Source organism: Streptomyces dangxiongensis (genome assembly GCF_003675325.1).
Taxonomy (GTDB): domain Bacteria; phylum Actinomycetota; class Actinomycetes; order Streptomycetales; family Streptomycetaceae; genus Streptomyces; species Streptomyces dangxiongensis.
Genome location: NZ_CP033073.1, coordinates 3,608,684 through 3,632,190 on the forward strand (window position 1 = coordinate 3,608,684; position 23,507 = coordinate 3,632,190).

Annotated in this window: 21 protein-coding genes and 3 pseudogenes; 8 read left to right on the forward strand and 16 right to left on the reverse strand. The window is 69.9% G+C overall.

The genetic code is table 11. The annotated features are described in order from the left end of the window. Positions 1-17: 17 nt before the first annotated feature. From D9753_RS16030 to bldG, 4 genes are all read right to left on the reverse strand, one after another. Positions 18-638, reverse strand: a complete 621-nt coding sequence (locus tag D9753_RS16030) for a small secreted protein (RefSeq protein ID WP_121787633.1) — start codon at positions 636-638, stop codon at positions 18-20. Between the two features lie 246 nt (positions 639-884). Further along, positions 885-3,290, reverse strand: a complete 2,406-nt coding sequence (locus tag D9753_RS16035) for a sodium-translocating pyrophosphatase (protein ID WP_121787634.1) — start codon at positions 3,288-3,290, stop codon at positions 885-887. A gap of 316 nt (positions 3,291-3,606) precedes the next feature. After that, on the reverse strand, positions 3,607-4,041 hold the full coding sequence (locus D9753_RS16040; RefSeq protein ID WP_121787635.1) for an ATP-binding protein: 435 nt from the start codon (positions 4,039-4,041) through the stop codon (positions 3,607-3,609). 395 nt (positions 4,042-4,436) lie between these two features. Continuing rightward, positions 4,437-4,778, reverse strand: a complete 342-nt coding sequence (bldG, locus tag D9753_RS16050) for an anti-sigma factor antagonist BldG (RefSeq protein ID WP_121787637.1) — start codon at positions 4,776-4,778, stop codon at positions 4,437-4,439. 81 nt (positions 4,779-4,859) lie between these two features. Here bldG and D9753_RS16055 point away from each other — a divergent pair, with 81 nt between their 5' ends. After that, positions 4,860-7,331 (forward strand): DEAD/DEAH box helicase, encoded by a 2,472-nt coding sequence (locus D9753_RS16055; RefSeq protein WP_163010712.1) that lies wholly within the window; start codon positions 4,860-4,862, stop codon positions 7,329-7,331. A 452-nt stretch (positions 7,332-7,783) separates the two neighbouring features. Here D9753_RS16055 and D9753_RS37950 read toward each other — a convergent pair. The 6 genes and pseudogenes from D9753_RS37950 to D9753_RS16090 all read right to left on the reverse strand — a co-directional run. Beyond that, positions 7,784-8,119, reverse strand: a pseudogene (locus tag D9753_RS37950) (Rv3654c family TadE-like protein); the annotation flags it as partial. A gap of 395 nt (positions 8,120-8,514) precedes the next feature. Next, positions 8,515-8,853: a TadE family type IV pilus minor pilin gene (locus tag D9753_RS16065; RefSeq protein ID WP_121787639.1), complete on the reverse strand. Its 339-nt coding sequence runs from the start codon at positions 8,851-8,853 to the stop codon at positions 8,515-8,517. Between the two features lie 22 nt (positions 8,854-8,875). Then, complete coding sequence (locus tag D9753_RS16070; protein WP_121787640.1) at positions 8,876-9,076, reverse strand: DUF4244 domain-containing protein; 201 nt, start codon at positions 9,074-9,076, stop codon at positions 8,876-8,878. Between the two features lie 86 nt (positions 9,077-9,162). Next, positions 9,163-9,942 carry a type II secretion system F family protein gene (locus D9753_RS16075; RefSeq protein WP_205614168.1) on the reverse strand — a complete coding sequence of 260 codons (780 nt, stop codon included), beginning with the start codon at positions 9,940-9,942 and terminating at the stop codon, positions 9,163-9,165. 216 nt (positions 9,943-10,158) lie between these two features. After that, positions 10,159-11,028 (reverse strand): type II secretion system F family protein, encoded by an 870-nt coding sequence (locus D9753_RS16085; RefSeq protein WP_205614169.1) that lies wholly within the window; start codon positions 11,026-11,028, stop codon positions 10,159-10,161. A gap of 5 nt (positions 11,029-11,033) precedes the next feature. After that, positions 11,034-11,483: pseudogene (locus D9753_RS16090) on the reverse strand (ATPase, T2SS/T4P/T4SS family); the annotation flags it as partial. Between the two features lie 242 nt (positions 11,484-11,725). On the opposite strand from D9753_RS16090, the gene D9753_RS36560 reads away from it, so the two are divergent. From D9753_RS36560 to D9753_RS36565, 3 genes are read left to right on the forward strand one after another with little or no spacing between them, the layout of a single operon-like run. Beyond that, positions 11,726-12,331, forward strand: coding sequence for a hypothetical protein (locus D9753_RS36560; RefSeq protein ID WP_163010713.1), 606 nt, complete (start codon positions 11,726-11,728; stop codon positions 12,329-12,331). Continuing rightward, positions 12,328-12,687 (forward strand): hypothetical protein, encoded by a 360-nt coding sequence (locus D9753_RS16100; RefSeq protein WP_121787643.1) that lies wholly within the window; start codon positions 12,328-12,330, stop codon positions 12,685-12,687. Before D9753_RS36560 ends, D9753_RS16100 begins: the two co-directional genes overlap by 4 nt. Positions 12,688-12,709: 22 nt before the next feature. Beyond that, positions 12,710-13,111 carry a hypothetical protein gene (locus tag D9753_RS36565; protein WP_163010714.1) on the forward strand — a complete coding sequence of 134 codons (402 nt, stop codon included), beginning with the start codon at positions 12,710-12,712 and terminating at the stop codon, positions 13,109-13,111. Positions 13,112-13,202: 91 nt separating this feature from the next. Here D9753_RS36565 and D9753_RS16110 read toward each other — a convergent pair whose 3' ends face one another. Both D9753_RS16110 and D9753_RS38705 read right to left on the reverse strand, forming a co-directional pair. Beyond that, on the reverse strand, positions 13,203-13,526 hold the full coding sequence (locus D9753_RS16110) for a UDP binding domain-containing protein (protein WP_276209462.1): 324 nt from the start codon (positions 13,524-13,526) through the stop codon (positions 13,203-13,205). Then, a pseudogene (locus tag D9753_RS38705) lies at positions 13,512-13,706 on the reverse strand (UDP-glucose 6-dehydrogenase); the annotation flags it as partial. The gene D9753_RS16110 and the pseudogene D9753_RS38705, both read right to left, overlap by 15 nt. A 367-nt stretch (positions 13,707-14,073) precedes the next feature. Here D9753_RS38705 and D9753_RS16115 point away from each other — a divergent pair. The 3 genes from D9753_RS16115 to D9753_RS16125 are packed head-to-tail and all read left to right on the forward strand — an operon-like array spanning position 14,074 to position 17,373. Next, positions 14,074-15,087: an ABC-three component system protein gene (locus D9753_RS16115; protein WP_240468179.1), complete on the forward strand. Its 1,014-nt coding sequence runs from the start codon at positions 14,074-14,076 to the stop codon at positions 15,085-15,087. Next, on the forward strand, positions 15,084-15,545 hold the full coding sequence (locus D9753_RS16120) for an ABC-three component system middle component 2 (RefSeq protein ID WP_030298377.1): 462 nt from the start codon (positions 15,084-15,086) through the stop codon (positions 15,543-15,545). The genes D9753_RS16115 and D9753_RS16120 overlap by 4 nt, the downstream gene beginning before the upstream one ends. Next, positions 15,538-17,373, forward strand: a complete 1,836-nt coding sequence (locus D9753_RS16125) for a hypothetical protein (protein ID WP_121787646.1) — start codon at positions 15,538-15,540, stop codon at positions 17,371-17,373. Before D9753_RS16120 ends, D9753_RS16125 begins: the two co-directional genes overlap by 8 nt. A 266-nt stretch (positions 17,374-17,639) precedes the next feature. Here D9753_RS16125 and D9753_RS16130 read toward each other — a convergent pair whose 3' ends face one another. From D9753_RS16130 to D9753_RS16140, 3 genes are all read right to left on the reverse strand, one after another. Beyond that, positions 17,640-18,959 (reverse strand): UDP-glucose dehydrogenase family protein, encoded by a 1,320-nt coding sequence (locus D9753_RS16130; RefSeq protein WP_121787647.1) that lies wholly within the window; start codon positions 18,957-18,959, stop codon positions 17,640-17,642. A 71-nt stretch (positions 18,960-19,030) separates the two neighbouring features. Beyond that, positions 19,031-19,468: an NUDIX domain-containing protein gene (locus tag D9753_RS16135; protein WP_121787648.1), complete on the reverse strand. Its 438-nt coding sequence runs from the start codon at positions 19,466-19,468 to the stop codon at positions 19,031-19,033. Between the two features lie 28 nt (positions 19,469-19,496). Continuing rightward, a complete protein-coding gene (locus tag D9753_RS16140; RefSeq protein ID WP_163010715.1) occupies positions 19,497-21,263 on the reverse strand; it encodes an asparagine synthetase B family protein in 1,767 nt (588 codons plus the stop codon). 330 nt (positions 21,264-21,593) lie between these two features. Between D9753_RS16140 and D9753_RS16145 the strand changes: the two genes are divergently transcribed. Then, complete coding sequence (locus D9753_RS16145) at positions 21,594-22,988, forward strand: sporulation protein (protein WP_121787650.1); 1,395 nt, start codon at positions 21,594-21,596, stop codon at positions 22,986-22,988. 96 nt (positions 22,989-23,084) lie between these two features. Here D9753_RS16145 and D9753_RS16150 read toward each other — a convergent pair whose 3' ends face one another. Continuing rightward, the gene (locus tag D9753_RS16150) at positions 23,085-23,498 is read right to left on the reverse strand and encodes a hypothetical protein (protein ID WP_240468180.1); all 414 of its coding nucleotides are present in this window, start codon (positions 23,496-23,498) and stop codon (positions 23,085-23,087) included. Positions 23,499-23,507: the final 9 nt, after the last annotated feature.

A 23,507-nucleotide genomic window follows, 5' to 3' on the forward strand; every position in this document is an offset into this window, starting at 1 on the left:
CGGACCGGCCGCCGGCGTCAGCCGGCCGTCCCCCGCGGCGTCGCCCCGGCCTTCCCGGACGCCGCCGGGACCTTGCAGCTAGGCTGCTCGGCCATCGCCGCCTTGACATCGCCCTGCTCCAGCCGCTTCAGCGCCTGGGTACCGCTGTTGCTCTGCTTGCCGACGTCTTCGGCCTGGGCGGCGGCGACGTCCTTGAGGCCCTTGGCGAACTTGCCCTGGTCCTTGGTGTCGAGCCCGTCGACCTTCTTCTTCAGGTCGACGTACGACGAGGACAGGCCGTCCAGGGTCTTGGCGGCGTCCTGCTGCCGCTTGGCGCCGTCGTCGATCCCGGGGGGCGCTCCGGCGTGACCGAGAGCGTCGGCGAGGGCCTTGTAGCCGTCGGCCAGGTCCTGGAAGGCCTGTGCGTAAGTCTTCTGGGCGCTCTTCGGCGGGAGGTTGCTGTCCGTGGCGATGGACGCGATCGACGCGTTGGCCGACCTGATCTTGGCATCCTGCGCGGGTACCGCGTCGCACACCTTCTTGGCCCAGGCGACCAGCTTCGGATCGGGCCCCTTGTCGTCGCCGCTGCTGCTGCAACCCGACAGTGCCACTACCAGTACCGCACCGCCGGACAGTGCGGCCGCGAGCTTCTTGTTCACCGGATCGGTCCCTTCCATGGCTCTCGGCCCCCGGAATCTACACGGCGGACGGCGGCCCTCCCTCAACCGGACGGACCCTGCACAGGCTTTTGTGACTATTCGCACCGTGGGAGAGAAGGCTCACGGCGTACGCGGGCGGACGGGAGGAAGCCGCCCGGCGACGCGTACGCGGGCGCACACGAAGCGGGCGGGCGGCGCGTCAGGACGCGTCACCCGCCCGCCCGTTGACCAGGCTTTCCCGGCGGTCTACGAAACCACGGCCGCGTCCGGTGAGTTGGCGGCCCGCCCGGTGTCCTCCTCGTCGCCGACGGCGATCCCGCGCCGCTTGGAGATGTAGACCGCGACGACGATCACCAGCAGGGCGAGGACCGCGACCGCGATCCGCACACCGAGGTTCCGGTCGTCGCCGTAGGAGAACCTGATCACCGCCGGCGCGATGAGCAACGACACCAGGTTCATGACCTTCAGCAGGGGATTGATCGCCGGACCGGCGGTGTCCTTGAAGGGGTCACCGACCGTGTCGCCGATCACCGTGGCCGCGTGGGCGTCGCTGCCCTTGCCGCCGTGGTGACCGTCCTCCACCAGCTTCTTGGCGTTGTCCCAGGCGCCGCCGGAGTTGGCGAGGAACACCGCCATCAGCGTGCCCGCGCCGATCGCGCCGGCGAGGTAGGCGCCGAGCGCGCCGACACCGAGCGTGAACCCGATGAAGATCGGCGCCATGACGGCGAGCAGACCGGGGGTGGCCAGCTCCCGCAGCGCGTCCTTGGTACAGATGTCGACGACCCGTCCGTACTCGGGCTTCTCGGTGTAGTCCATGATCCCGGGGTGCTCGCGGAACTGCCGCCGCACCTCGAACACCACCGACCCCGCCGACCGCGACACCGCGTTGATGGCCAGTCCCGAGAAGAGGAAGACGACCGCGGCGCCCGCGATGAGCCCGACGAGGTTGTTGGGCTGCGAGATGTCCATCGACAGGGTCAGCGGCGAGCCCGGCCCGCTGAGCGTCGCGCCGACGTCCCGCACGTTGGTGGTGATCGCGTCGCGGTACGACCCGAACAGCGCCGACGCGGCGAGGACGGCGGTGGCGATGGCGATGCCCTTGGTGATGGCCTTGGTGGTGTTGCCGACCGCGTCCAGGTTGGTGAGCACCTGGGCGCCCGCACCCTGGACGTCGCCGGACATCTCGGCGATGCCCTGCGCGTTGTCGGAGACCGGCCCGAACGTGTCCATGGCGACGATCACGCCGACCGTGGTGAGCAGTCCGGTGCCGGCCAGCGCCACCGCGAACAACGCCAGCATGATCGACGTACCGCCGAGCAGGAACGCGCCGTACACGCCGAGGCCGATGAGCAGCGCGGTGTAGACGGCCGATTCCAGGCCCAGCGAGATACCGGCGAGGACGACGGTGGCCGGACCGGTGAGGGAGGTCTTGCCGACGTCCCGCACCGGGCGGCGGTTGGTCTCGGTGAAGTAGCCGGTCAGTTGCTGGATGACGGCGGCGAGCAGGATGCCGATGGCCACCGCGACCAGCGCGAGGATCCGCGGATCGCCGCTCTTGCCCCTGATCGCCGCGTCGGTGACGCCGTCCAGGTCGGCGTACCGCCCCGGCAGGTAGACGAAGACGGCGACCGCGACCAGCACGAGGGAGATCGCCGCGGAGACGAAGAAGCCGCGGTTGATCGCCGTCATGCCGCTGCGGTCGGCGCGCCGCGGGGCGACCGCGAAGATGCCGGCCATCGCGGTGAGCACGCCGATGGCGGGCACCAGCAGCGGGAAGGCCAGCCCGGAGTCGCCGAAGGCGGCCTTGCCGAGGATCAGCGCGGCCACCAGGGTGACGGCGTACGACTCGAACAGGTCGGCCGCCATGCCCGCGCAGTCGCCGACGTTGTCGCCCACGTTGTCGGCGATCGTCGCGGCATTGCGCGGGTCGTCCTCCGGAATGCCCTGCTCGACCTTGCCGACCAGGTCGGCGCCGACGTCGGCGGCCTTGGTGAAGATGCCGCCGCCCACCCGCATGAACATCGCGATCAGGGCGGCGCCGAGGCCGAAGCCCTCCAGCACCTTCGGCGCGTCGGCCGCGTACACCAGCACCACACAGGACGCGCCCAGCAGGCCGAGTCCCACCGTGAACATGCCGACGACGCCGCCCGTGCGAAACGCGATCTTCATCGCGGTGTGCGAGACGGTGGTGAGATCCTTTTCCGGTTCGCCTTCCGCCGGGGTGGCTTCCCGGGCCGCCGCGGCGACCCGCACATTGCTGCGCACGGCGAGCCACATGCCGATATAGCCGGTGGTCGCCGAGAAAACCGCTCCGATCAAGAAGAACACCGAGCGTCCGGCACGCTGATTCCAGTCGTCCGCGGGCAGCAGCATGAGCAGGAAGAAGACGACGACGGCGAATGCGCCGAGTGTGCGCAACTGCCGGGCGAGATACGCCTTGGCGCCTTCCTGGACCGCCTCGGCGATCCGTTTCATGCCCTCGGTGCCCTCGCCGGCCGCCAGCACCTGGCGCACCAGGACCCCGGCGACCGCCAGCGCGGCCAGGGCGACCGCCGCGATGACGGCCACGAGGATCCGGTTGTCGTCGGTCAGGACCGCAGCCGCGAGGGATGTCGGGTGACCCAACTGTCGTGAGGTGGAAAGCCCCGCCATTCGTCCTCCTTGACGCTTGGGCTGAGCTCAAGATGTGGACGGATTGTAGGTACCCCCGAGTGAACTAGACAGGGGACGGTAAACGGAATCGGCCGCCTTGTACCGTCCACAATGATCGAGTCGACGGCCGATGGCACGTCGTGCTGGTCCGAAAGAGGTAATGCCCCGAAAGCATTGTCGGCCCTATGGCCTATTGATCAAGCCATCCGGCCATTGATCGTGAATTCCTTCACGAATTCCCGTGCGGTGCCGAAAAACGCGCAAGGGCCCTGCTCGGCAGGGCCCTTGCGAGGAGTGTGCGACGGCTCGGAACGGCTCAGAGGAGCACTGTGGCCGGCGGTGCGGTCGGCCAGGTCATCCGGATCAGGCCGCCGTTGTGGCCGGTGGAGACCTCCACGTCGTCGACGAGACCGCTGATGACCGCGAGGCCCATCTCGTCCTCTTCGATCTCCGTGTCGCCGTCCGGCGTGTCGCCGGGCGTGTCGCCGCCCGGCACGGCGTGCGGGGCTTCGTCGCCGACCTCGATGGAGAACTGTTTCTCGTCCTCGATCAGCGCCACCTTCACCGGTGCCGTGACGCCGCTGTTCTGGTGCAGTCCGACGGCGCGGGAGCACGCCTCGCCCACGGCGAGCCGTACCTCGTCCAGGACGGCCTCGTCCACCCCGGCCCTGCGCGCCACCGCTGCCGCCACCAGCCGGGCGGTCCGGACATGCTCGGGCAGCGCGCTGAAGCGGAGTTCGACGGTGGCCATACATCCCCCTCGCGACTACGGGCGTGCGGTCGGGGGCGGGACCGCCTGGGGCCCGCACCCCCTGGTGTACTTCTGTGTGCCGGACCGTTTCACCGGCCCGGACCCGGACGGCTCACGAACCGGAACCGGGCGTGTCACGGGACGCGGCACAGCCCGGAGCCTCCGGGTCACGGCCCGGGCCGACCGGAGCCACGACGCCGACCCGGACGGGTCACCACCCGCGGACCGGGCCGGTTCGCAGTACGCGGCCCGGACCGGGTCATGACCGACAGACGGGACCGGTCACGGCCCGGAGCGGGACCGCTCACCGGCCGGCCTCGGACAGGTCACGGCCCGGACGGGACCGGCCGGCGGCAGACCCCGGCAGGGGCCCGGCGCCGACGGCCGGTCCGACTTCAGTCGGTGGCCGATACCGCTTCATCGACCGAGGTGTGGATCGGGAACACCTTGGTGAGGCCGGTGATACGGAAGATCTTCAGAATGCGCTCCTGGTTGCAGACCAGGCGCAGCGAGCCCTCATGGGCCCTTACCCGCTTCAGGCCGCCGACCAGCACGCCGAGTCCGGTGGAGTCGAGGAAGTCCACGCCCTCCATGTCGACGACGAGGTGGAAATTCCCGTCGTTCACCAGCTCGACCAGCTGCTCGCGCAGCTTGGGCGCGGTATATACGTCGATTTCGCCACCGACCTCGACGACCGTACGATCGCCGACGGTACGGGTCGACAGGGACAGGTCCACGGATCCTCCAGCACCTTGCTATCGAGCGCTCGCCCCTCGGGCACCTCGGCTTGCGGCCCCCGGGACGTTTCGCCAGCCGCGATGGCATTCAATCACTTACCGGCAGGCGTGCACGACGCCTTGGCTCCATTGTCCGTCACTCCAGTGACACACTCGGTGCCGATGGCCAAGAATCACCGATCCGATCAGTCCCCGGCGACCACGGCTTCCCGCCTGTCTCCGGGCACGGTCCTGGACCGGCTCGCGTCCGGGCCGAGCCGATCTGCGCGCATCACTCATACGGAGCACTTGCCCCCGCGTGCGGGCCGCCATGCCGTCTGGCCTGACCGGATTCGCTCCGAGGTGATCGCGGCCGTCCAGGCGTGCGGCATCGAGCATCCCTGGGCGCACCAGGCGCTGGCCGCCGAGCACGCCCTGGACGGCGACTCGGTGGTCGTCGCCACCGGCACCGCCTCCGGCAAGTCCCTCGCCTACCTCGTCCCGGTCCTGTCCACCCTCCTGGACGGCGCCGAAGCCCCGAACGGCCGCGGCGCCACCGCGCTGTACCTGGCCCCCACCAAGGCGCTCGCGGCCGACCAGTGCCGCTCGGTGAAGGAACTTTCACAACCTCTCGGCACGGCCGTACGCCCGGCCGTGTACGACGGCGACACACCGTTCGAGGAACGCGAGTGGATCCGCCAGTACGGCAACTACGTCCTCACCAACCCGGACATGCTGCACCGCGGGATACTCCCGTCCCACTCGCGCTGGTCCTCCTTCCTGAAGTCGCTCAGATACGTCGTCATCGACGAGTGCCACACCTACCGGGGCGTCTTCGGCTCGCACGTCGCCCAGGTGCTGCGCCGGCTGCGCCGCCTGTGCGCCCGCTACGGCTCCTCCCCCGTGTTCCTGCTGGCCTCGGCGACCTCCGCCGAACCCGCCGTCGCCGCCCGCCGGCTGACCGGCCTGCCGGTGGTGGAGGTCGCCGACGACGCCTCCCCGCGCGGCGAGCTGGTCTTCGCCCTCTGGGAGCCCCCGCTCACCGAGCTGCACGGCGAGAAGGGTGCACCCGTACGGCGTACCGCCACCGCCGAGACCGCCGACCTGCTGACCGACCTCACGGTCCAGGGCGTGCGCTCGGTCGCCTTCGTACGGTCCCGGCGCGGCGCCGAGCTGATCGCGGTGATCGCCCAACAGAAACTGGCCGAGGTCGATCGTTCCCTGGTCCGGCGTGTCGCGGCCTACCGCGGTGGTTACCTGCCCGAGGAGCGCCGTGCACTGGAGCGCGCCCTGCACTCCGGTGAACTCCTCGGCCTCGCCGCCACGACGGCCCTGGAGCTGGGTGTGGACGTCTCCGGCCTGGACGCGGTCGTGATCGCCGGCTACCCGGGGACCCGTGCGTCCCTGTGGCAGCAGGCGGGCCGTGCGGGCCGCTCCGGTCAGGGCGCCCTCGCGGTCCTCGTCGCGCGCGACGACCCGCTGGACACGTTCCTCGTCCACCATCCCGAGGCCCTGTTCGACCAACCGGTGGAATCCACCGTCCTCGACCCCGACAACCCCTATGTCCTCGCCCCGCACCTGTGCGCCGCCGCCGCGGAACTGCCGTTGACCGAGGAGGACCTGGAGCTGTTCGGCCCCGCCTGCGCGGACGTGCTCCCGCAGCTGGAGGCCGCGAAGCTGCTCCGCCGGCGTACCAGTGCCTGGCACTGGACGCGCCGGGAGCGGGCCGCCGACCTGACCGACATCCGCGGCACCGGCGGCCGTCCGGTGCAGGTCGTCGAGGCCGGTACGGGCCGTCTGCTGGGCACGGTCGACGCGAGCGCCGCGCACTCCACGGTCCACGAGGGCGCCGCCCACCTGCACCAGGGCCGCACCTATCTGGTCCGCTCCCTCGACCTGGAGGACTCCGTCGCCCTGGTCGAGCAGGCCGACCCGCCGTACTCGACGGTCGCCCGCGACACCACGTCGATCTCCATCCTGGAGACGGACACCGAGGTCCCGTGGGGCACCGGCCGCCTGTGCTTCGGTTCCGTCGAGGTCACCAACCAGGTCGTCTCCTACCTCCGCAGACGCCTCATCACCGGTGAGGTGCTCGGCGAGACCAAACTCGACCTCCCTCCTCGTACGCTGCGCACCCGCGCGGTGTGGTGGACGGTCACCGAGGACCAACTGGACGAGGCCCGGATCATCCCGGAGATCCTCGGCGGCTCCCTGCACGCCGCCGAACACGCCTCGATCGGCATGCTGCCCCTCTTCGCGACCTGCGACCGCTGGGACATCGGCGGCGTCTCGGTCCCTCTGCACCCCGACACGCTCCTCCCGACGGTCTTCGTCTACGACGGCCATCCCGGCGGCGCGGGCTTCGCCGAGCGAGCCTTCCACACCGCGCGCGCCTGGCTCACCGCCACCCGTGAGGCCATCGCCTCCTGCGAGTGCGAGGCCGGCTGCCCGTCCTGCATCCAGTCCCCCAAGTGCGGCAACGGCAACGACCCCCTGCACAAGAGGGGCGCGATACGCCTGCTCACGGCGCTCCTGCGGGGGGCGCCGGAGGAGCAGCCGGAACAGTCCTCCTGAGCGAAGAGTCCGGCTGAGCCGACGTCGGGGGGATCGGGTTGCCTGAGCGGAGAGCCGACGGGGACACGCTGACCGCTCCGACCGACAGGGCATCCGGGGCCGGCCGGGCGGAGAACCGACGGGAGACACGCGGACCACTCCCACCGACAGCACACCCGAGGCCGGCCGGGCGGAGAACCGACGGGTGATGTGGTTCCCACCCACGGCCGCCGGGCACCAGTGGCTCAGTGACCGGACCGCTCCGCACGGCCCGACGCCGAGACGTGCGGCCCGACCGGGGCGCCGGCTGGCGAGGCCTGCCGCGCGGCCCGGACGGCGGCCCGGACGGCAGGTGCCATGAGCTGGGGTGCATCCGGCATCGGCATCGGCACGGCGGACGGCTCCGGTCCCACTGGCCCCTCAGGCCCCTCAGGCCCCTCAGACCCCTCAGACCCCTCAGACCCCGGTCCCTCTGGTCCCGCCGGACCCACCGGCCCCGCTCTCGCTCTGATCTCCGCTGTGAACGGCCCGCTCCCGGAGGCCACCGACACGTCCGACGTCTCGCCCAGGATCACGCACCGCACCAGCCGCACGCCCTGGGCCGCCGTCACCCGTTCGGCCCGGGCGCAGGCCGCCGTGCCTCCCTCGGCCCAGTGGTCCGCCGCCGCGAGCGCCGCCAGGTCCGCGCCGCCGGCCGCCCGGTGCCGGACGACGACGGCATGCCCGAGAGCGAGCACCCCACCGAACACCGCCAACAGCACGGCGATCGCGCCCAGGCTCCAGACGGTGGCAGACCCCCGGTCGGACTCCCGGCACCGGTCCGGGCCCCCGAGCCCGCCGCGCCACGCCTTCTCAAGATGCCTCCGCCCTGGCGCCTTCCGCCGCTCCTCGCCCCGCCGCCGACCCCCCTCCTCGCCCCGCCCCCTGGCCCGCGCTTCCGCCCGTCGCCTGCCCGGCGCCTCGTCCCACCGCCTGCCCCGCGCCTCCTCGCGACTCCTGCCCCGCGCCTCCTCGCGACTCCTGCCCCGCGCCTCCTCGCGACTCCTGCCCCGCGCCTCCTCGCGACTCCTGCCCCGCGCCTCCTCGCGACTCCTGCCCCGCGCCTCCTCACAAGCGCCGCCCCGAGCCTCCTCCCGACCCTTGCCGCCGGTGTGCCGTCGGCCGTCGGCGCAACCCTGCCTGCCGTTCAGCTCGCGTCGGCGTCTCACGGCCCCGCCTCCCCCGCTCCCACCGTGTCCTCGACGAGTGCCACGGCCTCCTCCCGTACCTCGAACGGCAGCCCGTGCAGCCCCGGTGGCTCCGCCACCACCGTCACGCGGACCCGTTCGCCCTCGCGTGTCACGGTCACCCGTGCTCCCCGCGGCGCCGCCTCCCGGGTCACCGTCACCACCCCGTCGGCCGGATCCTGCCGGGCGGCGGCCCGGGCGCCCGTGCGGGCGGCGTCCACGCACTGGATCTGGGCCGCCACGACGAGCAGCCCCCAGACCAATGCCATCGTGAACGCCACCAGCACGGACAGCACCACGGCCGCTTCCGCGGTCACGAACCCCCGGTCCCCGCCCCGCTCACATCCGCGCACTGAGGGCCTTCTTCACGATGCCCTGTAGCTCGGCCCGGACCTGGCCGCTGGTGACGACCTCGTACAGCAGCAACGCGAACCCGACGGCCGCGATGATGCCCATCGCGTACTCCGACGTCACCATTCCGGTGTCCTGCCGGCACGCCCTGCGCACCCGGACCGCTGCTTTCCTGATCTTCCTGTTCATCTCGACCCCCGTGAAGGTTCTGGTCCGTCTGTCGCCGTTCCCGGCACTTACCTGACATGTGGGTGCTCAGTCCGCTCGCGTGCGCCTCACCTCCCTCCCACCACCCCGCCCGCCAGTCCGATCACGACGGGCAGCACGCCGACGGCGATGAACGCGGGCAGGAAACACAGGCCGACCGGCGCGGAGATCAGTACGGCGGCCCGGCGCGCCCGGGCCGTCGCGATGCGGCCCCAGTCCGCCCGCGCGTCCGAGGCGAGGCGGGCGACCGGGCCGGCCGCCGGGAGCCCGCTCTCGTCGGCCCGTTCCAGCAACCGCGCCAGGGCACCGGCACCGGGGAGCGCGGCCAGGCTGCGCCAGGCGTCCGCCGGCTCACCACCGAGCCGGACCTCCGCCGCGCCCCGCGCCAGTGCCTGCCCGACGGGGCCGCCGAGGGCCTCGCCGACCGCCTGGGCGGCGATCACCGGACCGGCGCCGGCCGCGATACAGGCGGCCAGCAGGTCGGCGGCGAGCGGAAGCCGGCGCGCGGCCCCGGCGGTGTCGACCACCTCGTCCCGCCCGGTTGCCGCCTGCCGGTCCCGCCACCGCCACAGGACCACGCCCAGACCGAGCCCCAGCAGTACCCCGGTGACTCCGCCGACCAGCACCCACGCCCCGCACGCCGCACCGGCCGGGGGCAGCCACCGGCTTGCGGCCAGCGGGATCGCGAACGGTGCTCCGGCAGCGGGCGCTTCGAAATCCAGCAACTCGACCACCCGGCGCCGTGCCAGGCGCCTCCGCCGTGCCGCCTCGAGTCTCCGGGCACCCCAGCCGAGGACCAGCACCCCGGCCATGGCCATCCCCAGCCTGTGGACGACTTCCCCGCTCATACCGCCCGCCCTTTCCCCGTCATTCGCACGGCGCCCTTCGTCACGACCACCTCGCACACCGCCCCGCCCGTCGCCCGGCCCACTGCCACGACCCCCACCGCCGCCACGACCCCCACCGCCGCCAAGGCCGCCCATCGGCCCACCCGGCCATCGGCCCCCTCCCGGGACCCGCCCCCGCATCGGTTCCACTCGGCCTCCCGCACGCGCCCAGCCCCCTCACCGCGCCTCAGCGCCCCGCACGATCCGCGTCGCCCACCACATGCCAGCCGCCTCGAAGACCGACCCCACCACCAGACAGCCGAGGCCGGCGCCGCTGTGCAGCAGGACCCGGAGCGGGTCCGCGCCCATGGCCGCGCCGAGCAGCAGGCCGAGGGCGGGCAGGACGGCGAGCAACACGGCGGTGGCCCGGGCGCCTGCCAACTGGGCTCGCAGATCGGCTTGTTGGTCGCGCTCGGCGCGCAGGGCGCCGTCCAGCCGATCCAGGCCGCCGGCGAGGCCGGCGCCCTGGTCCACGGCCACCCGCCAGCACGCCGCGAGTCCGAGCAGGCCCTCGGCGCCCGGTTGCCGGGCCGCCGCGGTGAGCGCGCCGGGCACGTCCCCGCCGAACCGGGCCGCCGCGACAACGGCCGCCCGCGCGTCGCCGAGTCCGGGGAAGTCCCGCGCGGCCCGCAGCAGCGCCTCGCCCGGCTGCCGTCCCGCCCGCACCTCGCCGGCGAGCGCTCCGCACAGGGCGATCACCGCCTCCGCCCGCCGTTCCCTGGTACGCCGGGCCTGCCGGGCCAGCCGCAGCCGGCGCAGCACCGGTACCCCGGCCGCCCCCGCGACGACCGGCAGGACCGAGGCCCCCAGCAGGCCGATCACCAGCCCGGCGAGGAGCACCCACCATTCGGGCCCCCACCGCGCCCGCACCCGCCGGAGTTCCGCGAGGGCCTGCTCCCAGGCGGGCGGCCCGGTCGCCACCACCCCGCCGCCGGCGAGCAGCAGTCGTGCCCGCCGCAACCCGTGGTGCCGTCCGCCCAGCAGCCGGGCCATGGCGCCGAGACAGAGCAGCGCGCCCGCCGTCATCCCACCGGTCACCTCGGTCATCCCGGTCACCTCTCTCGCTCGTTCCCGAAGTCGTCCGCCACGCCGAGCAGTTGCCGCAACCGCTCCCACCCCCGCTCCCGCACGAAGGCCCGCTCGCCCCACCGCAGGGCGGGCACCGTCCGGACCAGCCCGGTGGTGTCCCGGTCCAGCACATGGACCTCGGCGACACGGCGCCGCCCGGACCGGTCCCGTGCGAGGTGCACCACCACGGAGAGGGCCGCCGCCAACTGGCTGTGCAGTGCGGCCCGGTCCAGGCCGGCGGCCGTGGCCAGCGCCTCCAGCCGGGCCGGCACGTCCGCCGCGGTGTTGGCGTGGACCGTGCAGCCACCGTCATGTCCCGTGTTGAGGGCCGCGAGCAGATGCACGACCTCGGGTCCGCGCACCTCGCCGACGACCAGCCGGTCCGGCCGCATCCGCAGCGCCTGCCGCACGAGGTCCTCCAGAGTGACGAGGCCCTTGTTAGGAATAGTCCGGCTGTCTCATTCGGCTGTCTGTCTCAGTGGTGCCGGTCGCCCGTCCGGCTGGGAGGACAGAGTGTGAGCCCCACCGGTGTCTCAGCAGCGTTATCAGACCGTGACTGTGGGGCCGACGCCGAGCTGATGTAGGTCGAAGATGCGCCTGCGCGTGGCCTGGACCAGAGTGGAATCAGAGTCCGGTCCTGAACTCTTGATCAACTCGGCAGGGCCTGGAGGCTGATGTGCTGGATCTTGTGGTGAGCCTGGAGGACGTAGCCGCTGAGCTTGAGTTCGCGGCCTCTGATGTCGCCATCGAACAGCAACTCCCATTCCAGCCCGCTGCGCGGGCAATGGAGGCAGTCGCAACACTGACCGACGAGCTTTTCGTGGGGGCTGAGCCGAGCCTGGCACCAACGCTGGGGGCGGGCATTAAGGCTGGGGAAGAGGTCGCCGTTATAGCCGAACTCAAGAACAAAGTCGCGGAATTGCATAGGGAGTTCACCGAGTGGCGAAAGAACGTCTTTCGCTCAGCTAAGGATAAACTGGCCGCGATCGCAGAGCAGATCGTATCCACGGCCAAGCGACTGGGTGTAACAACAGAGCACTTGATCACCCGCCTCCAGCGGCGGATAACCTCCACCCTCGTTGAGGGGGCAATCTGCCGGCCGTTTCAGGTCGGAACAGATACCGACAAGGTGACCTTTGCCGCATCGGAAGTGACAGTCACCTCGGTAGTTAAAACTGCGCCATCACTTGCATCTATGGATGTGACAGGAGTCGTCAAGCTCTTGTCAGGGCTACTGACTCTTGAGTTGGACGTTGCGGTGAAGTATGGGACGAAGCCATGAGGGTAACTCTGACGCTCGATAAAGAGTCGGTCACCGCCGACCTGGATCCCCACCTGGTGGGCGACCTGTATGCACTTCTGGGTGGGAAGACCGTTCAGGAGGCCGATGTGGTGAGGCTCCTGCGGCAGGTTTCGTACTTCGACAACAACAAGGACGACATCGTAAGCAAGTACCCGGGACAGGCTGTGGTCATCGGCCACGAAACAGTCGTCTTTGCAGGGACGTTTGATGAAGCCTTCGAATGGACTTCAGCGAACCTCGAAGCGCGGCCTGTCTATATCGTCGCCACGACAGCACCCGAGGCTGCCAGCAGTGCCATGCTGAAGGCCATGGACTTGATGGCAATCTCACGCTAACTGAAGCCTCCGGGAGGCAGTGGTGTCCGGATCTCCCTATTTCGGCGCCGATAATCGCATGCGTATCCAAGTGGATTGGGAGGCATCCGGGGGATTTTCTCCAACGACACTGGAGTTCTTGATCGATACTGGAGCCACGAGATCCTGCATCGATATGGATAACGCCAGAGGCATGCAACTGGTCGCCATGGTGGGGGTTCAGGGCGTATCCACGACGCCGAGCCAGCTCCTGCTGCTGGGAGGTGGCCAGATTGAGTTTGACGTCGAGGACAAATCAAGCGGGGCGACGCAGACTATCAAGCACGTCGGTGACGTGTTGCTAACAAGTCAGCGACTGATCGGTCAGGACGTTTTCAGTTCTCAGTCCTTGGGTTTGATCATGGATTTTTCAGTATCCCCGCCATCGATCCGCCTGGTGCGGTAACAGGAAACGAAAGCGTCGACCGCACTCCTCGGCCCCGGCCATCGACCGGGGCCGAGGTGATGGGGCAAGTCAGCCAAAGGCGCAGGTGAGCTCAGGGGCGGCCGAGGGCGCGGGTCATCCAGCCGGCTTCGCGCCACTGGTCGGTGTTGAGGGTGCTGCGGGCGTCGATGACCTTGGGGGTGGTGGTGCGGGTGGCGAGCCGCTTGGGGTCGATGGTGGTGAAGTGGTGCCACTCGGTGAGGTGGAGGAGGAGGTCGGCGTCGTCGACGGCGGCGATGGGGTCTTCGACGTAGTCGAGGTCGGGGTGAAGCTTGCGGGCGTTGTCGAGGGCCTTGGGGTCGGTGACGGTGACGGTGGCGCCGAGGTCGTGGAGGGCTTGGGCGACGGCGAGGGCGGGTTCGTCGGCGCGGTCGATGAACCCGGCGAGGTCCTTGGGCAGGCAGCCGCCGCCGAAGCCGAGGCCGGGCCGCATGCCGTGGCGGCCGATGCGGTGGTCGTGGCCGAGGACGTCGGCGAGCCCGGCGACGTTGGCGCCGGAGGCTTCGCAGACCTCGGCCATCGCGTTGATGAAGGAGAGCTTGGTGCCGAGGAAGGAGTTCGCGGCGCCCCTGGCTTCCCTGTCAAGTCAGCGTGTTGAGATTTGATGGCGCCCAGGGGGCTCACCCAACGCTCTGACGTGATCTCTAAGGACGGCCCGTCGGTCGTGGCGGCGATGAACGCCACGTCTTGGCCTACTCGGCGGTTTGCCTGTGCGGTGGGGCCGCTACATCGTCACCGTCGGTATCTCGACGGTGGCTCTTTTGTGAGCGATCGATCAGTGATATCCCTAGTCGCAGCCGCTACAACGGCGACCGACCGGGCTGCACGAGGGGGGAACGTGTCGGATCAAACCCTGGCGCCACGAAGCGGTCCCGCCGAACCGCCGCTGATGCTCAAAGGGTCCGGGGATGCAGTTTCCGTACATGCCCAGCCCCAAGGCGCTCGTCTTCGGGTACGACCCGAACGAGTTCGAGGAGTTCGTCAAGGAGTGGGTCCCGGCTCTTCAATCCGTGTACGTGCGGGTGGAGCGTCAGGGCGGCAGCGGAGACCACGGCATCGACGTGGCCGCGTTCCGCAGCACGCAGGGTCTGGAGGGGCCGTGGGACAACTACCAGTGCAAGCGCTACAAGAACGCCTTGAACTGGAGCACAGCCGCAGGTGAGATCCGCAAGATGTTCGCCGGTGTGGTGCTTGGGCATTTCGTCCTGCCCACCCAGTACGTCTTCGTCGCGCCGGCGTTCGCCCGCGGTCTGCGCGATGCCCTGGCGAAGCCCGCTCAGACTCGTGCGAAATTCCTTACGGAACTGACCAACACGAATGATGAGATCATCACCCGGCTCACGGCCGATCAGCAGCGTGAAGTGGCCCAGCTGGCCGAGCAGACAGACTTCGCGATGTTCGTGCCTGTCGACATGGATCAGATGCTTGAGCAGCACAAGACCACCCCGCATTGGGTTACGCGGTTCCCTGACGTACAGCGCGAGCGCCCCGCCGTCATGCTGCCTCCGGACGACCATGGTCCCGAGGAGGCCCGCTACGTTCAGCAGCTTGTGCGGGTCTACGCCGAGCGGTGGAAGGCCGACGCCGACTCTCTGGAGCTGATCGCACAGCACCCCACGGCCGGCGATCACATGCGTCGACAGCGCGAGGCGTTCTACAGCGCCGAGTCGTTGCGCCGCTTCGCCCGGGATGCGTACCCCGACGGACACTTCAATGCGGTCATGGACGACGTCCACACGATTGCGGTAGAGGTGGGCGACAAGCGCTTCGAACTCGGCTGGGACCGCCTGCAGGCGGTCCTGGAGGCCGCCGGTGTCATGGCGCTGACGGAGACAGTTCTCGCCCGGTACGTGAGGCCCCTGGACCGCAAGGGGGTATGCCATCACCTGGCGAACGAAGGCCGACTGAACTGGTGTGAGGAAGGAGGAGCCGCATGAACCCGCTCAATAGCCCGCTGGAGATCAGCGTGCGAGCCCTGGTGCTCCTGGCAGAGATCCACCCCGAGCCCCTCGACCTGGCACAGCTGGCCCTCCTTGACCACGCCGTCCTCCACAGCGGCGACCTCGACGGCCCTCCCTCCCTGCACCCTTCCTTGCCCGGGCACTCCGGTGAGCTGGGCATGAAGCGCACCGTGCTGGAACAAGCGCTGCTGGTCCTCATTCGTGCCGGGCTCGCCGGCGTCGAGGCCGACGAGACGGGACTGGTGTACCGAGCCACCGAACGCGGGCCCGCTTTCGTCGACATCCTTGAGGCCCCCTACGTGGGGCGGCTGCGCGAGCGCGCCGAGTGGGTCGTGCACCACTGGGCTCCCGACACCGACGTAAGACAGGCCACTGCGGAACTCATCAGTGGCTCCCTGTCCGCATCCGCGACATTCGAGGGCCGCCGTGAGTGAACTGCAGCTGACCCATCTCACCTACTGCGGACCCAACCTCCCCCCGGCGCAGATCGTCTTCGGCCCGGAGCTGACCGTCATCTATGGCACCTCCGACACCGGCAAGTCGTTCATCGTGAAATCGATCGAATACATGCTGGGCGGCGCCGACCTGGCGATGGTCCCCGAAGGCGACGGCTACACACAGATCCTTTTGGGTCTGCTCATGCCGGATGGCAGCCCGCTGACGCTACTGCGAGCCCCTGACAGCAACAGCATTTTCCTCTACCGCGCGGATCTGCGTGATCTTGTGATGGCCACGCCGGATGCGTCGGTTACAGCGGTCCACAACGCTCGCAGCCGCAACAGCCTCTCCATCCATCTTCTGCGCGCGCTCGGCTTGGACGAGGTCCTGATCCGCAAGAATGAAGCTGGCGGTACCCGCCCCCTCGCGCTGTCCGATTTGCTGCACCTGTCGCTAGTCACCGAGAAGCGCATGATCGGTGATGTCCCGCCGGTGCTACGTACCGGGACCGCCAGCACGCGGACCGCGGAGCTGTCCGTCATGCGATTCCTGGTCACCGGAGAAGGCGACCCAGCCGTGGACGCCGGCCTCAATGCCGGGCAACGCCGTGTCCACAAGGGCCAGGTACAACTGTTGGATCAGCTTGTCCTCGACCTGTCGGCCAAGCTCGTTACGCAGGAGAACGAGCGCCAGCTCCGCGACCGGCTCATCCGGATCCGCACCGCGCTGGACGAGCAGTCCGCACCACTGCGCCAGGTCAACGAATCCCACCGCGAAGCGGTCGACTCCCGCATGGAAACCGCCCGGGAACTGGCTGCCCTAGATGAGCGGCTGACCGAGGTCAGTGACCTGCTGGGCCGCTTCAAGCTGTTGGAGGCCCAGTACCGCTCGGACCTGGAACGGCTGGCCATGGTCAACGAAGCCGGCAGCATCCTCGGATACTTCAAGGTCGGCGCTTGCCCGTTCTGCGGCGCCGAACGCGAGCACCAGCAGGCCAACCACCGGGTGGAGGAAACCACCCAGCTTCACATCGCCGTCCAGGCAGAGGCAGCTAAGACGACCGCGCTGCTTGCCGACCTACTGCCCACCATCGCCGACCTTGACGGCGAGCAGACAGCTCTGATCAGCCGCCGGGTGGAGGCGCAGTCCGACATCGGCGTGTGGGACCAGATCATCGCCGACCTGGAAGGCGGCATCGCCGCGCTGCGCTCCAATGTCGAAGAGCTGGTCGAGGAGCGCTCCGTCGTCGAGCGGGAACTGGAGCTGCAGACTCGCATCGCGGAGCTCGACGACAAGAAATCCCGCCTGGTCGGTGAGGGGGCCGTTGTCACCACACGCCCGACCCAGCACATCCCGACCGCGACCGTGGGAGCCTTCGACTCCATCCTCCAGCAGACCCTCAACGCCTGGCAGGTACCGGCGGCTGACCACGCCGAATACGACCAGTACTACGCCGAGATCCGTGCGGGCGGCCGCAAGCGGATAGAACGCGGCAAGGGGATGCGCTCGGTCCTGCACTCGGCGTTCACCACCGCGCTGGCTCGCTTCTGCATGGACCGGGACTTGCACCATCTCGGCTTCGTCGTCTTGGACTCACCTGTGGTCACCTTCCGCGACCCGGAACCCGACGACATCGACGATGTGGAGCTGACCTCCACCGTCGTGGACCGGTTCTACAAGGACATGCTGTCCTTCCCCGGCCAGGCCATCATCATGGAAAACGGCGACCCTCCCACAAAGGTGCTCTCCGAAGCCGTCACCTACCACTTCACTGGAACGGCAAGCGGCGGCAGAGCGGGCTTCTTCCCCGCGTCCATGCGTTAGCAGCGAGCCAGAGGGGGTCTGACCAGGGCATGGTCAAGTTCAGGGGTGGCCGAGGGCTTGGGGCACCCGGCCAGTCGGTAGGGGACGTCTTGTCTGCGAGTTGCCTGAGATGCCGTAGGCGGGCACCTTCTCGGTCCTTGCCGCGCCGGTTTCTCGGCTTTGCCTGGAATTCAGCCCCTTCCGCCCCTGTCGGCCTGCGGCGAATGACGAACACTGGGCCGTGACCAGCGCGAATGCCTGGTCACGGCCCCATGGTGGTGAGGGGCTCAGGGGCGGCCGAGCGTTCGGGGCATCCAGCCGGCTTCGCGCCACTGGTCGGTGTCGAGGGTGCCGCGGGCATCGATGACCTTGGGAGTGGTGGTGCGGGTGGCGAGTCGCTCGGGGTCGATGGTGGTGAAGTGGTGCCACTCGGTGAGGTGGAGGAGGAGGTCCGCGTCGTCGACGGCGGCGATGGGGTCTTCGACGTAGTCGAGTTCGGGGTGGAGCTTGCGGGCGTTGTCGAGGGCCTTGGGGTCGGTGACGGTGACGGTGGCGCCGAGGTCGTGTAGGGCCTGGGCGACGGCGAGGGCGGGCGAGTCGCGGATGTCGTCGGTCTCGGGTTTGAAGGCGGCGCCCCAGACGGTGATCCGCTTGCCGCGCAGGTCGCCTTCGAGTTCTTCGTGGGCGAGGTCGACGACGCGCTGGCGCCGGCGGGCGTTGACGGCGGCGGCTTCGCGGAGGATGCCGACGGCCTGGCCGGCGTCGAGTTCGTCGGCGCGGGTGATGAAGCCGGCGAGGTCCTTGGGCAGGCAGCCGCCGCCGAAGCCGAGGCCGGGCCGCATGCCGTGGCGGCCGATGCGGTGGTCATGGCCAAGGATGTCGGCGAGCTCGGCGACGTTGGCGCCGGAGGCTTCGCAGACCTCGGCCATCGCGTTGATGAAGGAGATCTTGGTGCCGAGGAAGGAGTTCGCGGCGCCCTTGGCGAGCTCGGCGGTGGCCCAGTCGGTGACGATCGTGGGAGTCCCCGACTCGATGATCTTCTCGAACGCCTGCCGCAGGAGGGCCTCGGCCCAGGAGTGGGTGGTGTTGAAGCCGAGGACGAGCCGGTCGGGGCGGAGGGTGTCGTCGACCGCGAAGGACTCGCGGAGGAACTCGGGGTTCCAGGCGACCTCCACGAGGTCCCCGGCGGGGGCGTACTCGCGCAGGATGTCGGCGACGCGGGGTGCGGTGCCGACGGGGACGGTGGACTTGACCGCGACGACGGCCGGGGTCGTCAGGCCGGGGGCCAGGCGGCGGACGGCGTCGAAGAGGTGGGTGAGGTCGTAGGCGTCGGTGCCGGGCTGGTTTGGGGTGCCGACGCCGATGAAGTGCAGGTCGGCGAAGTCGGCGGCCTCGCCATAGGAGGCGGTGAAGCGGAGCCGGCCTGACGCGGTGTGCTTGGCGAGGAGCCCGTCCAGGTCGCGTTCGAAGAACGGGGCCCGACCGGAGTTGAGGGTGTGGACCTTGTCGATGTCGGAGTCCATGCCCAGGACCTCATGGCCGAGTTCGGCCATGCAGGCGGCATGGGTGGCGCCAAGGTAGCCGCATCCGATGACGGTCAGCTTCATGAGCGGGGTGTCCCTTCGGGTGGGGCTGCCGTGGGCGGCCCCACCCTCGCCCCGCCCGGAAGGGCGGGGCGTCAGGAGGGCTTGGCGGCCAGGCAGCGGTAGATCCCTTCCCGGATGAACGGTGGGATCGTGAGGATGTCGAGGTAGTCGGGGGCGAAGAACTGGAGCTTGACGCCCTCCGCGAGAAGCAGGTCCGCCTCGTCGCCGTCCCAGAAGCCGGAGAAGAAGGTGATGATCTGACCGGAGCCGCGGTGGTCGGTGATCTCGAACAGCTCGGTCAGGTTCTCGACGGTCAGACCCGCTTCCTCGTCGAGCTCGCGGACGATGGCGTCGGCGGGGGATTCCCCGGGGTCGCAGCCGCCGCCCAAGACGGACCAGTGGGCGGGCCAGGCGATCTCCGGGAGGTCGTCGCGGAGGTGGAGGAGGAGTTCGCCGCGGCGGTTGGTGATGATCGCGACGGCTCCGCGGGCGGCGGTCGGCTCCTCGGTGGCGGTGGTCTCGGAGTGCATCCCCTCACCGTAGTAACGGTGTTGGGGATCATGCGGCAGCCCTCACCGTCTGGTCAGAAAACCAGGCGGCTGCCATGAGGGCCTGCATGCGGGTCCGGTCGAACCGTCCGCCGGGCTCCAAACCCCCCTCGAGGAGGGGGCGGAACGAGTGCGGGGCGTCGGTGAGGGCCATGCGGATCTGGGTGTCGGCCCAGGCCGCGAGCTGGTCGTTGAGCCAGGAGGGGACCGGGGAGGCGAAGCCGAGCTTGTCCCGGCTGGCCCAGACCTCCTTCGGCAGGCCGAGGGCTTTGGCGGCGTCCCGCAGGATCCGCTTGCCCTGGGCCGGGTCAGCGATCTTGTGGTCGACGGGCAGCCGGTAGGAGAACTCGATCAGGTCGCGGGCGAGGTAGGGGGACCGGCGTTCGAGCGCGTAGGCGGAGGCGAGCTTGTCGCTGGTCATCACCAGCGGCCTCCAGGCCGTCGCCAGATCCGCCAGGGTCAGGCCGCGGGCCAGATCCCCGCCCGCGCGGGCCATCGCGTCCGCGACGAGATCGCGAAGACGGCCGTCCGGGTCCGGGCCCCGAAGGATCAGCCGGGTGACCGCCTCCGCCGGGTCCAGGGGCTCGTCGGCGGCGTGCATGAGCTTGGCGGCCAGCGGCCGGTAAGCCGCCAGGCCGGCGTTCAGGACAGCGTCGGGGCCGAAGAGGACCAGGGCCTGGCGGACATAGCCCATCAGGAACTCGTCCGGCCCGAGGCCGCCGATCACGACCCGCAGGCCCAGGTCGGAGATCTTCCGATAGGCCATGTGCTCGGAGAACGTGGACGCGTTCCCCATCGGGTAGTCCAGGGCCCGCATCATGTGCGGCAGAGCGGTGGTGAAGTCGACGTGGTCCGGCTCGACCACCACCAGCTCGGCCTTGATGTCCCGGGCGATCACGGCCGCCGTCGACGACTCGTCCAGCCGGTCCTGGCCCGGGTAGCGGACCGTGACGCAGACCGGCGGCCGCATCAGGTAGGCCAGCACCGCCGAGTCCAGCCCGCCGGAGAGGAGGAGGGCGAAGTCGCAGGCCGGGGACCTGAGCGGGATCTGGTCGGCCAGGATCGTGGAGAACCTGGCCAGGGCCTCGTCGTAGGTACCGGTGAACGGGGACCGGTCCTCCAGGTGCCACCAGGTCATCTGGTCGATCGAGCCGGTGGTGACGTCGAAGGACAGCAGCGTGGCCGGCCCCAGCAGCTGGATCCCCTGGAACGGAGTGTCGACCCCGGTCGGGGTCTCGATCGCGGTGACCTCCGGCCGTAAGACCACCGGCGCCGCCCCGTAGCCGGTCAGGGAGGTCACTTCGGAGGCGAACGCGAGCCGGCCGCCGTCCAGGCGCCAGTAGAGCGGCTTCTCCCCGAGCCGGTCGCGGGCCAGGAACAGCTTCGCGACCCTGGGGTCATAGACGGCGAGGGCGAACATGCCGTCCAGGCCGTCCAGGCAGGACGGGCCGATCTTGGCCCAGGCCCGCAGCAGGAAGTGGGCGTCCGACTCCCGGTCGTGGACCTCGATGCCCCAGGCGGCGGCCTGCTGCCGCCAGTTGTAGATCTCGCCGTTGAAGGCCAGCAGCACCCCCGTGGTCCGGTCGAGGTAGGGGCCGGGCATGGCCTGCGGGTCGACGATCAGCAGCGTGTTCATGGCCAGCACCGCCCGGCGGTCACTGCTGGCGGCGTGCATGGTGCCGTCCGGACCGCGGTAGTGCTGTGAGGCACCCATCGCGGCGACGGTCTTCTCGTGCCGGACGGCGTCGCCTCCGGCCAGTCCTGCAATTCCGCACATCTGGTTCACCCCCGAGCGTGAAGTCGTGGTGCCTTGGCGGCGGCCACCACCGGGAGCCCTTCCTGGCGTCCCGGCGGTGGCCTGCCTCCTCATCACACCCGTCGGCGGCTCATGCCAGGGAGGGCTCGCAGGGGGGCTCACAACTCGCAAAGCAGGTTCACCCAGGGTCCGCAGGGCAATACCCTCAGTGCCTCAAGACGCGGGAAGAGCGTGCGGCTTCCCGTGCCCAGCCGGAATGCGTACGACTGAAAATGCCATGTCGACGCATGCCGGCCCCGTGGCGTTTCCTCGTCAGCACATGTTGCTGACCTGGTGGAAAAGGGGATTCGGGTGGCGTCGACCAGCCGCCGGAAGCGTCCGCCCAACGCGGACCTGGACCGGCTCATCGAGACCTGCGGCGCGAGCCACAAGTCTCTGGCCCTGCGAGTCAACCAGCTCGCCCAGCAGGCCGGGCTGGAGACGGACTACTCGCATACCTCCATCGCGAACTGGTGCCAGCGGGGCATGATCCCCAAGTGGCCGGTGCCCACGTTCCTCGCGCAGGCGATCGCCGAACGGCTCGGCCGTCCGGTGGCGCTTGGCGAAATCGGTATGGGCGAGGCCGAGACACCGGACGCGGATGTGGGGTTGGATTTCCCGCGGGACCGTGCTGACGCGGTCCGAGTGGCCACGTCGTTCTGGAGTTTCGTGAACCGCCGCGACTTCTTAACCGGATCCGGCTTCGCCGTGTCCGCGTTCACCACCCCCGTGACCCGCTGGCTGGTCACCCCCGCCGACGAGGCCGCCGACCTCGCCGGCGGCAAGAAGCAGGTCGGCCGGGCCGACCTGGAAGAACTCCGCGACGCGGCCGACGAGGCCCGCCGCTGGGACTCCAAATACGGCGGCGGGAACTGGAAGGCGAACTCCGTCACCGTCTGCCTCCAGGAACGGGCCGCCCCTCTGCTGCGGGGCTCCTTCACCGACGCGGTCGGCCGTGACCTGTTCTCCGTGACCTCCGAGCTGTCCCGCCTGGCCGGGTGGACGGCCTTCGACGTCGGGCAGCACGACGTCGCCCAGCGGCACTTCATCCAGGCCCTCCGCCTGGCCCGCGCGGGCGGAGACGTCCAGCTCGGCTGCTATGTCCTGACCACCATGGCGATGCAGTCGCTGCTGCGGGGCTTCGGCTCCGAGGCCGTCGATATGGCCCAGGGCGCCTTCGAACGCGCGAAGGGCCAGGCCGCCCCGCGTGTCCTGGCATTCACCAAGCTGATCGAAGCCCGTGCTCATGCCCGTGAGAGGGATGCCAGGGCCGCCTCACGGGCCCTTGCAGCGTCCGAGGACCTCTTGGGTCAGGCTGATGCTGCCAGCGACTCAGAGCCCGCCTGGATCGACTTCTATCACCATGCCCGGCTCTCCGCGGACGCCGCCGAGGTCTTCCGGGACCTGAAGAACCCCAAGGCGGCCCTGGCGTGGAACCAGCGGGCCGCCGCGATGCCGTCCGGGGTGTTCACCCGCTCGGTCGGGATGCGGCTGGCGATCGTCGGAACCGCCCACCTTCAGGCCCGCGACCTCGACCACGGCCTGGAGCTGGGGAACCGGTCCGTTGACATCCTCGCCCGCGTCCAGTCCTCCCGGGCCAAGGACTACGTCCGCGAGTTCAACACCGCCCTCGGCCCCTGGCGGCGCGAGCCGGCCGTCCGCGAGTTCATCCACCGCACCCGCACCGAGCTCGGAATCGCCGCCTGAGACGACTTTCCCCCCTCCTCGAGGGGGGAAAGTACCGGCGAACGTCCCCAGTCGCGTACGACTTCTTCGTGCACCATCACGTACGGATGTCCGTACTCAGCCGTCTGTTCGAGCGTGGCCAGGCTCCGCAGCGGGGGCCGGGAGAGAGGCCAGACGCCGGCTGCTGCCGAGCTTCTTCTTCAGCGCGAGGTTCTCGTGGTAGAGGTTCGCGGTGACCGCCGCGAGCGCGTCGAGCTTGCCGTTCGCTTCGGTGACCTGGGATTTCGCCTCCCTCAGCTGTTTGCGGAGATCGGCGATCGTCTCATCCCGCTGCACTTCGCCGGGGGTGCGAAGCACCGGCCGGGCGACCTTGGCGTCCCACTCGGCCAGAATGCCCTCGGCCCGGTGGACGGTCGCGTGGCTGACCTGGGCTTCCCGGGCAAGGTTCTCCTTGGTCAGAGCCCCCTCGGTGTGCAGGGGCTCTCCGGCCAGAAGGCGGGCCATGGCCTCCCGCAGCTTGGTCTCGGTCACGGCGGACAC